This window comes from Candidatus Bipolaricaulota bacterium (assembly GCA_021159055.1).
Taxonomy (GTDB): Bacteria; Bipolaricaulota; Bipolaricaulia; order UBA7950; family UBA9294; genus S016-54.
This window is the reverse complement of record JAGGSO010000024.1, coordinates 1-8,047: the sequence shown is the minus strand read 5'-3', so window position 1 is coordinate 8,047 and position 8,047 is coordinate 1. Positions and strand designations below refer to the sequence as shown.

The following is an 8,047-nucleotide window of genomic DNA, read 5'->3' as shown; positions in this document are numbered from 1 at the left end:
GATCCACGACGATTATGATGGTATAATCCCCGCTCCCGCGATACCCCCTTGAAGCCGATTAATTCGACCATTCTGAAAACAGAATACATCCGAAGTCAAATAAAGTCAACCGTATGGTCTGAATATGTGATATAAGGCTGGCAAAAGACGGTTTTTCTGTAAAAGGCGCTTACGTCTCCTCAGACAACACGATGGATTCCAACGTTGCAATCAACGGCGGTAGGTCGGCGGTTACTGTATTCCACAGCAGACTGTAGTCGATCACGTCCTATCCGTGGATCAGGCGGTTGCGCATCCCGATGATCTGTGCCCAGGGAACATCGGGATGTTGTGCTCGTGTTATCTCCGAAACCCGATTAGCGGCCTCGCCGATGATTTCCACAAGCCGAGTAAGCGCCAATTGCATGACGCGGTTGCGTCCCAATTCCTCACACTCCGCATCCCCCAGCAATTCCACCGCCTCGCGGGCGTGATCGAGCATGTTCCTCAAACTTACTACGTCGTCACGTTTGCTCATACTGCATCTCCGCTGTGTTCAGCACCTCGTCGCGAAAATAGGGGTTCAATCCGTTGATCGTGTGCATTTCCACCTTGCGCCCGAGCAACCGTGCTAATTCAATCTCCATCCCTGCAAGCGCGATAAGGCCGACGCGCGCCTCCGGATCGAATTCCACCAGCACGTCAATGTCGCTGTCCGGGCCAAAATCATCCCTGAGGACCGAACCAAAGAACGCCAATCGGCGAATGTGATGGCGGCGACAAAACGCAGCAATGGCGTCTTTGGGTACGGATATCTTCGCTCCCATCGTTCTCCCTCCGGTGTCTTCAACCATTCACCGCGCATCTCATGATTTCCCGGTATTTTTAACTATAGCACTAACCGCCACCTTATGTGTCGGATCTCATCAAAAGTGTCGCAGGTACTTGAGGATTTCGAGCATCTCCTCGACCTTTTCCTCCCCCTTGCCCTCCGCGATCGCCTCGCGCACGCAGTGGCGCATGTGCGCGTCGGAGATCGCGTAGGCAATCTTGGAGAGGGATGCCTGTACTGCGGAAAGCTGTTTGAGGATGTCGACACAGTAGCGCTCTTCCTCGATCATTCGCTCCACCGCAGAAAGGTGCCCGATCGCGGTGCGCAGCCGTTGGAGGACTACCTTTTTTACACCCGGTTCTTTAGCTAAGCTCCCTTTTGCTTCCATCGTTCCTCCTGTCCCACCCGGGGTGGGGTAACTGTACACGAAATCCCATCCATAAACAACCGTGTCGAAGTACTCCCCCACGTTTCCACGGTTCCGTTTCGATCGCCCCGGGTTGCTGCCGTTGCCCTGCACCAGGGAATCAACTACTATGTAGAAACTTGATTCCAGGAGGGGGAAATGCGTGGAGCAGTGATCGTCATCGCAGTGGTGGCTATTCTCCTTATCTCGGCCACGCTCTTCGCCGACGGTGAGGAGAACCTGTCCGCCGGGCGAGGGTTTGGGTTCGGGATGGAGGCCGGGGTCCCGTGGGGCGGGCTCGTGAGCGCCCGCTACTGGTTCACCCCACAGCTCGGAGTGGAGGGGATCGTGTTTGCCTGGGGCGAGCTCCCTGACCTCACCGGGGTGTTCACCGGGAGGATGTTGTATAAGCTGAGCGACACCGAGGCGGTCGATTTCTACATCACGGGCGGGGGGACGGTCCCGTTTTCGCCCTACGGGGAGAATGAGCTGATCCTGTCCACGGCGGGAGGGATCGAGTTCAGCTTCCCGTTTGCCCCGAATCTCGCGTTCAACCTCGAGTTCGGCGGGGCGTTCTCCACGGTCGGGCGGTTGATGATGGCATTCGGAACAGGGATCCATTTCTACTTCTGAGGGGGAGCAAAGATGGGATGGAAGTTTCCGCACAAGCCATACCGAATTAAGGTCGTCGAGCCGATCACCGTACCCGAGCGGAATGTGCGGGAGGAGCTCATCCGCAAGGCCGGCTACAACGTGTTTAACCTGCGCGCCGCGGACATCTACGTCGACCTCCTCACCGACTCCGGGACCGGGGCGATGAGCCAAGAGCAGTGGGCGGCGCTGATGCGCGGGGATGAGTCCTACGCCGGGAGCCGGAGCTTCGCTCGGTTCGAGAAGGCGGTGCGGGACATCTTCGGGTTCCGCTACCTCCTTCCCACCCATCAGGGTCGCGCGGCGGAGAACGTGCTCTTCTCGAGCGTCCTGAAGCCGGGGGACATCGTCCCCAGCAACATGCACTTCGACACGACCCGCGCCAACATCCTTGCCAACGGCGGCGAGCCGATCGACCTGGTGATCGAGGATGCCTACGATCCGCAGAAGCCGCATCCGTTCAAGGGGAACATGGATACCGCCAAGCTCACGGCCCTGATCGAGGAGGTGGGGCGGGAGCGGATCCCGCTCATCATGATGACGATCACCAACAACAGCGGCGGCGGGCAGCCGGTATCCATGAAAAACCTGCGTGCGGTGAGCGAGATCGCCCACCGCTACGAGATTCCGTTCTTCATCGACGCCTGCCGGCACGCGGAGAACGCCTACTTCATCCGGGAACGGGAGAAGGGCTACTCCGACCTCGCTCCGATCGAGATCGCCCGTGAGATATTCTCCCTCGCCGACGGGATGACGATGAGCGCGAAGAAGGACGGGCTTGCGAACATCGGTGGGATCCTCGCCACAAACGACGAGAAGATCTTCTCCCGGGCGCGCGAGCGGTTGATCCTGATGGAGGGGTTCCCGACCTACGGCGGGCTCGCCGGGCGCGACCTGGAGGCGATCGCGGTCGGGCTGTACGAGGCGCTCGACCCGGCCTACCTCGCCGACCGGATCGGACAGGCCCGCTACCTCGGGGAGGGGCTGAAGTCGGTCGGAATCCCGATCGTCGAGCCGATCGGCGGCCATGCGGTCTACATCGACATGAAGGGATTGGCCCCAGAATTCCCGCAACGGCTGTTTCCGGGGCTCTCGTTCGTCGTCGAGTTGTACATCGAGGCCGGGGTGAGAGCGATCGAGGTGGGGAGCGTGATGTTCGCCCACAAAGACGAATCCGGAAACGAAGTCTACCCCAACCTCGAACTCGTCCGGCTGGCGATCCCGCGCCGCACCTACACCCGCACCCACTTCGACGCGGTGATCGAGGGGGCGGCGGCGGTGGCGCAGAGGAAGGATGAGCTCCCCGGCTACCGCATCATCGAGGGGGAGGGGCCGCTGCGCCACTTCATCGCCCGGTTCGAGCGGGTCGAACGCTGAGCTTCGGGATCAGGGTCGAGACGACGATCACGACTGCTCCCGCGATCTGAAGCGGGCCGAGGGTCTCCCCGAGGAGGATGGCCCCGAACAGCGCGGCGAACACCGGCTCCATCGTCAGGATGATCGCGGTATAGGCAGCGGTGGAGTAGGACTGAAAGCGGTTCAGGATGTAGAGGGCGAGCGCGGTTGCGAGCACCCCGGTCACCAGGATCCCCTCGATCAGTCCCCCGGAGAGGTGCGTTGGGAGCGACTCGAACAACAGCGCCCCGACCGTGCTCAGGGCGGCGACGGTCCCTACCTGCACGAGGAGGAGCCCGCGATAGTCGACACGGCGAACGTAGCGATCGACGAGGACGATGTGAGCGGCGTAAGAGACCGCGCAGATCAGGGTGAGAAAGTCCCCGAAATTCACCGGGCTGAGTCGGCCCCGGCCAAGGACGAGGAGGGCGAGCCCGCCGGCGGCGAGGAACGCGCCGATCCACGCCTTCAACCCGACCCTGTTTCGGTTCACCGCCGCGGCGAGGAGCGGAACGATGACGACGGACAGCCCGGTGATCAGCCCGCTCTTGGTCGCCGTAGTGTAGACAAGCCCCCACGTCTGAAACAGGTACCCGCCGAACAGCGCCACCCCGATCACCGCTCCGGCCCGGAGGGTGGAGCGGTCGAGCCGGCGGAGGACGCCGGGCATGAGGCCGGCCAGGACGAGAAACGCGATCAGGAACCGGGCGGCGAGGAAGGTGAGGGGGCCCACCTCGCTCATCCCCTGCTTCACCAGGACGAACGTCCAGCCCCAGATCACGGTGATCGAAAGGAGGGTCAGGGGGGCGAATCTCGTCACCGGAGCCCCTCCGGGAGCGTCCCGCGCACGGCGATCGGCGGATCAACGGTGAGGTCGATCACCGCCGATGGAGTTCCGATCTCTATCCTCCCGGAGACGATCAAGTCGACCCCGGAGAACTGCTCGATGATCTGGGAAAGGTCGACCAACGGGGGATCGCCGCTCCGGTTGACGCTCGTCCCGAACAGGGCCCGATCGAGGGCCCGCAGCACCTGGGAGAAGAACCGGTGCGCCGGAACGCGGATCCCCACCTTCCCCTCCTTGACCGCGCAGTCCGGGGCGTTCGGGAGGGCGGGGAGGAGGAAGGTATACGGCCCGGGGAGGAAGTGCTCCACGATCTCACGCGCCCGCGGCTCGAGGCGGGCGAATCGGTCGATCGCCGCGACGCTCGGGAGGTGGAGCGAAAACGGCTGTTCCGGCGGGCGCCCCTTCATTGTCCGCACCCGTCCGAGCGCTCCCTCGTCCCACGGACTCCCCCCGATCCCGTACACCGTATCGGTGGGGAAGATCAGGACACCGCCCGTCTCGAGGAGGGCCTGGAGCGCGGCGGGGAGATCAGGAGAGTCGTCGGGAAGAACCATCGGGTTCATGCGCAGATGAAATGAATCACGTCGCCGTCCCGGACGACGTAGTCGCGTCCGGCCCTGGTTATCCTCCCTGCCTCGCGCAGGGCGTGCTCCGATCCGGCGGCGACGAGCTCGTCCAGGTCCATCACCTCGGCGAGGACGAACCGCTCGGCGAAGTCGGAGTGTATCCTCCCCCCGGCCTGCGGGGCGGTCGTCCCCTTCCGTACGGTCCACGCCCGCACCTCCGGCCCCGCGAAGGTGAAGAAGGTGACAAGGTCTAACGCGCGGTAGCCGGCGCGGATCAGCTTGGCGAGCCCGGTCTCGGAGAGCCCCCATTCGGTGAGGAACGCCCGCCTCTCCTCGTCGCTCCCCGCCGCCTCCGCGATCTCCGCCTCGAGCCGACCGCGGATCACGATCGCTTCCTTTCCCGTCCTCTCCGCGTATTCGACCACCCGGCGCGAGTGCTCGTTCCCGCCGGAGTCGTCCACGTTCGCCACGTAGATGAGCGGCTTGATGGAGAGGGGGGAGACCTCGCGCACCAGGTCCTCCACCTCGTGCGGGATCTCCTGATCGCGGAGCGGGATCCCTTCCGCCACGGCATTCAATAGCTCCTCCCACGCCGCCAGGCGGGCGGGGGCGCGCCGGTCCGGCCCCTTCGTCTCCCGGACGAGCCGCTCCCGCACCCGGGTCATCGTCTCCAGGTCCTTTAAGAGGAGCTCGGTCTCCACGACCTCGATGTCGCGGATCGGATCGAGGTCCCCGGCGACGTGGGCCACGTTCTGATCGGCGAAGCAGCGCACGACGTGGAGGATCGCGTCCACGGAGCGGATCTCGGACAGGAACTGGTTTCCCATCCCTTCACCCCCGCTCGCCCCCTGGACGAGCCCGGCGATGTCGATGAACTCGAGGTGGGTGGGAACCCGCTTTTTCTCCGGGAAGAGGGCGGCGAGCCGGTCGAGCCGCGCGTCCGGGACCGGGACCGTCCCCATGTTCGCTTCGATCGTACAGAACGGATACGCCTCGACGCGCGCCCCCGCCCCGGACAGGGCGTTGAAGATCGTCGATTTCCCGGCATTGGGGAGCCCGACCAGACCGCAGGTGAATCCCATCGTCCCTCCTTTGCGTCCAAATATATGGCCCACCCCGGGGCAAAGCAAGGTGAAGGAGCGGATTCGATCGGCTAGTATTTCGCGGAAGGAGGAGAAGAGAGATGGGAGATCGGATCGAGGTCCGCCTCCCCGATCTGGGGGAGGTGGAGGAAGTGACCATCACGAGCTGGCTGAAGGCGGAAGGAGAGCACGTCGCCGCCGGGGAGGACCTCCTCGAGGTGGAGACGGAGAAGACGACGTTCGTGGTCGAGGCGCCGGCGGACGGCCGGCTCGCACGCATCCTAAAACAGGAAGGGGAGAAGGCAGAGCGCGATGAGCTCCTGGCTGAGATCGACTGACACCCGCACCGTCACCCACCTTCCCCTCGGCCGGGCTGACTACGCGTCGGTCTACCTGCTGCAGCGCCAGCTGCACGACCTGCGGGTGGCCGGCAAGATCCGCGATACCGTGATCACGGTGGAGCACGACCCGGTGTTCACCATCGGTCGCTCCGGCTCGGCAACGAACATCCTCGTCCCCCCGGAGATCCTGGAGAAGGAGGGAATAACGGTGTACGAGATCGAGCGCGGGGGCGACATCACCTACCACGGTCCGGGGCAGCTCGTCGTCTACCCGATCATCGACCTGCGGGACCAGGGGCGCGACCTGCGCCGCTACGTGCGCAACCTCGAGCAGGGGGTGATCGATCTGCTCGCCGAGTTCGGGATCGAGGGGATGCGCCGCCCCGGGTTCCCCGGGGTGTGGGTCGGGGCGCGGAAGATCGCCTCGGTCGGGGTGTACGTGAAGCACTGGGTGACGCGGCACGGCCTGGCGTTCAACGTGGCGGTAAACCAGACCCACTTCGGGATGATCAATCCGTGCGGCCTCCCGATCGAGGTGACCTCCCTCGATTCCCTGACCGGGGAGACCTACCCCCTCGAGGAGATCGCCCGCCGGCTCCTCGCCCGGATGGAACCGCTCTTCGATTGGCGGTTCGTGGAGGAGGATCCCGGACCGTACTGGAAGGGGGTGGAATGAGCGCCCGGCCCGCGTGGCTGCGCGTCCGCGCCCCGGACGAGGAGAAGGCGCGGGAGATGCGCCGCGTGCGCGAGGTGCTATCCCGTTATCGCCTCACCACCGTGTGCCAGGGAGCGCTCTGCCCGAACGCGATCGAGTGTTGGGGAGCGCGCACGGCGACGTTCATGCTCCTCGGGGAGGTGTGCACCCGTGCCTGCCGGTTCTGCGCCGTCCCCACTGGGAATCCGCACGGCGCGGTCGATCGCGACGAGCCGCGCCGGGTGGCGGCCGCGGTCCAGGCCCTCGGGCTGCGCTACGTGGTGCTGACCTCGGTCGATCGCGACGACCTTGCCGACGGCGGAGCGTCGGTCTTCGCGGCCGCGATCAGGACGATCAAAGAGGGCGACGCTTCGGTGCGGGTGGAGGCGCTCATCCCCGACTTCCGCGGCGATGCGGCGGCCCTGGAGATCATCGCGAGAGCCGGAGCGGACGTGATCGGCCACAACCTGGAGACGGTCAGGCGACTGACCCCGGCGGTGCGCGATCCCCGCGCCGGCTACGACCTCTCCCTGTCCGTCCTCTCCCGATTGAAGGAGATCTCTCCAAACCTCGTCACCAAGAGCTCGCTCATGCTCGGGCTGGGGGAGACGCAGGAGGAGATCCTGGAGGCGCTGCGCGATCTGCGGGCCGCCCGCGTCGATATCGTCACCCTGGGGCAGTACCTACCGCCGACGGAGGCGGCCTACCCGCTCGCCCGCTACGTCCCGCCGGACGAGTTTGCCGCGTTGCGGGAAGAGGCCCTTGCGATCGGGTTCGGCTACGTCGTTGCCGGGCCGTACGTGCGCAGTTCGTACCACGCCGCGGAGGCGTACGCGGCCGTGCGGGGATGATCCGCCTGATCTGCGATCCAGCCCCGATCGATCCTCGGCTCGGCCTTGCACTGGATGAGGCGCTGTTCGAGCGCGCGCGGATGGGAGGAGCGATCACCGTCAGGGTGTGGGTGAACGCCCGCGCCGTGGTGATCGGGAGATCGCAGGCGATCGCGGCCGAGGTCGACCTCGAAGCGGCGGACAGGCTCAAGATTCCGGTGCTGCGCCGCATCTCCGGTGGCGGGGCGGTTTATCACCATCCCGGCAACCTCAACCTCTCCCTCTGTCTGAGCGACGCCGGCCGGCTCGGTGGGGTTAACCAGGCGTTCCATCGGATCGGAAAAGCGATAGCAGATGGACTTTCCTCCGTCGGGATCAGGGTGAATCCGGTGGAGAATCGGCTCATCGTGGGAAGGAAGAAGGG

12 protein-coding genes are annotated in these 8,047 nt (G+C 64.7%); 6 read left to right on the top strand and 6 right to left on the bottom strand.

The features are described 5' to 3' along the window. Positions 1 to 268: 268 nt before the first annotated feature. The 3 genes from J7J55_01360 to J7J55_01350 all read right to left on the bottom strand — a co-directional run bounded on the left by J7J55_01360 (position 269) and on the right by J7J55_01350 (position 1,199). Positions 269 to 517, bottom strand: coding sequence for a DUF86 domain-containing protein (locus tag J7J55_01360; GenBank protein ID MCD6141355.1), 249 nt, complete (start codon positions 515 to 517; stop codon positions 269 to 271). Continuing rightward, entirely contained in the window at positions 504 to 806 is a 303-nt protein-coding gene (locus J7J55_01355) for a nucleotidyltransferase family protein (protein MCD6141354.1), read from the bottom strand. The genes J7J55_01360 and J7J55_01355 overlap by 14 nt, the downstream gene beginning before the upstream one ends. A gap of 99 nt (positions 807 to 905) precedes the next feature. Then, positions 906 to 1,199, bottom strand: coding sequence for a metal-sensitive transcriptional regulator (locus J7J55_01350; GenBank protein MCD6141353.1), 294 nt, complete (start codon positions 1,197 to 1,199; stop codon positions 906 to 908). A gap of 177 nt (positions 1,200 to 1,376) precedes the next feature. Here J7J55_01350 and J7J55_01345 point away from each other — a divergent pair, with 177 nt between their 5' ends. Both J7J55_01345 and J7J55_01340 read left to right on the top strand, forming a co-directional pair. Then, positions 1,377 to 1,850, top strand: coding sequence for a hypothetical protein (locus tag J7J55_01345; protein MCD6141352.1), 474 nt, complete (start codon positions 1,377 to 1,379; stop codon positions 1,848 to 1,850). Positions 1,851 to 1,862: 12 nt separating this feature from the next. Next, positions 1,863 to 3,245: a tryptophanase gene (locus J7J55_01340; GenBank protein ID MCD6141351.1), complete on the top strand. Its 1,383-nt coding sequence runs from the start codon at positions 1,863 to 1,865 to the stop codon at positions 3,243 to 3,245. Here J7J55_01340 and J7J55_01335 read toward each other — a convergent pair. From J7J55_01335 to ychF, 3 genes are read right to left on the bottom strand one after another with little or no spacing between them, the layout of a single operon-like run. Beyond that, the gene (locus tag J7J55_01335) at positions 3,214 to 4,083 is read right to left on the bottom strand and encodes a DMT family transporter (protein MCD6141350.1); all 870 of its coding nucleotides are present in this window, start codon (positions 4,081 to 4,083) and stop codon (positions 3,214 to 3,216) included. The genes J7J55_01340 and J7J55_01335 overlap by 32 nt on opposite strands. Continuing rightward, positions 4,080 to 4,673, bottom strand: a complete 594-nt coding sequence (locus tag J7J55_01330; GenBank protein MCD6141349.1) for a threonylcarbamoyl-AMP synthase — start codon at positions 4,671 to 4,673, stop codon at positions 4,080 to 4,082. The genes J7J55_01335 and J7J55_01330 overlap by 4 nt, the downstream gene beginning before the upstream one ends. Beyond that, positions 4,670 to 5,758, bottom strand: coding sequence for a redox-regulated ATPase YchF (gene ychF / locus J7J55_01325; protein ID MCD6141348.1), 1,089 nt, complete (start codon positions 5,756 to 5,758; stop codon positions 4,670 to 4,672). The genes J7J55_01330 and ychF overlap by 4 nt, the downstream gene beginning before the upstream one ends. A 101-nt stretch (positions 5,759 to 5,859) precedes the next feature. Between ychF and J7J55_01320 the strand changes: the two genes are divergently transcribed. From J7J55_01320 to J7J55_01305, 4 genes are all read left to right on the top strand, one after another. Beyond that, positions 5,860 to 6,096: a lipoyl domain-containing protein gene (locus tag J7J55_01320; protein ID MCD6141347.1), complete on the top strand. Its 237-nt coding sequence runs from the start codon at positions 5,860 to 5,862 to the stop codon at positions 6,094 to 6,096. After that, the gene (gene lipB, locus J7J55_01315; protein MCD6141346.1) at positions 6,071 to 6,775 is read left to right on the top strand and encodes a lipoyl(octanoyl) transferase LipB; all 705 of its coding nucleotides are present in this window, start codon (positions 6,071 to 6,073) and stop codon (positions 6,773 to 6,775) included. The genes J7J55_01320 and lipB overlap by 26 nt, the downstream gene beginning before the upstream one ends. Beyond that, positions 6,772 to 7,644, top strand: a complete 873-nt coding sequence (lipA, locus tag J7J55_01310; protein MCD6141345.1) for a lipoyl synthase — start codon at positions 6,772 to 6,774, stop codon at positions 7,642 to 7,644. The genes lipB and lipA overlap by 4 nt, the downstream gene beginning before the upstream one ends. Next, a partial coding sequence (locus tag J7J55_01305) for a hypothetical protein (GenBank protein MCD6141344.1) occupies positions 7,641 to 8,047 on the top strand: 407 nt, incomplete at its 3' end. The genes lipA and J7J55_01305, both read left to right, overlap by 4 nt.

Bases quoted from the DNA above. Each gene is read 5' to 3' on its own strand.
- J7J55_01360 (MCD6141355.1), bottom strand. From the start codon at position 517: ATGAGCAAACGTGACGACGTAGTAAGTTTGAGGAACATGCTCGATCAC.
- J7J55_01355 (MCD6141354.1), bottom strand. From the start codon at position 806: ATGGGAGCGAAGATATCCGTACCCAAAGACGCCATTGCTGCGTTTTGT.
- J7J55_01350 (MCD6141353.1), bottom strand. From the start codon at position 1,199: ATGGAAGCAAAAGGGAGCTTAGCTAAAGAACCGGGTGTAAAAAAGGTA.
- J7J55_01345 (MCD6141352.1), top strand. From the start codon at position 1,377: ATGCGTGGAGCAGTGATCGTCATCGCAGTGGTGGCTATTCTCCTTATC.
- J7J55_01340 (MCD6141351.1), top strand. From the start codon at position 1,863: ATGGGATGGAAGTTTCCGCACAAGCCATACCGAATTAAGGTCGTCGAG.
- J7J55_01330 (MCD6141349.1), bottom strand. From the start codon at position 4,673: ATGAACCCGATGGTTCTTCCCGACGACTCTCCTGATCTCCCCGCCGCG.
- ychF (MCD6141348.1), bottom strand. From the start codon at position 5,758: ATGGGATTCACCTGCGGTCTGGTCGGGCTCCCCAATGCCGGGAAATCG.
- J7J55_01320 (MCD6141347.1), top strand. From the start codon at position 5,860: ATGGGAGATCGGATCGAGGTCCGCCTCCCCGATCTGGGGGAGGTGGAG.
- lipB (MCD6141346.1), top strand. From the start codon at position 6,071: ATGAGCTCCTGGCTGAGATCGACTGACACCCGCACCGTCACCCACCTT.
- lipA (MCD6141345.1), top strand. From the start codon at position 6,772: ATGAGCGCCCGGCCCGCGTGGCTGCGCGTCCGCGCCCCGGACGAGGAG.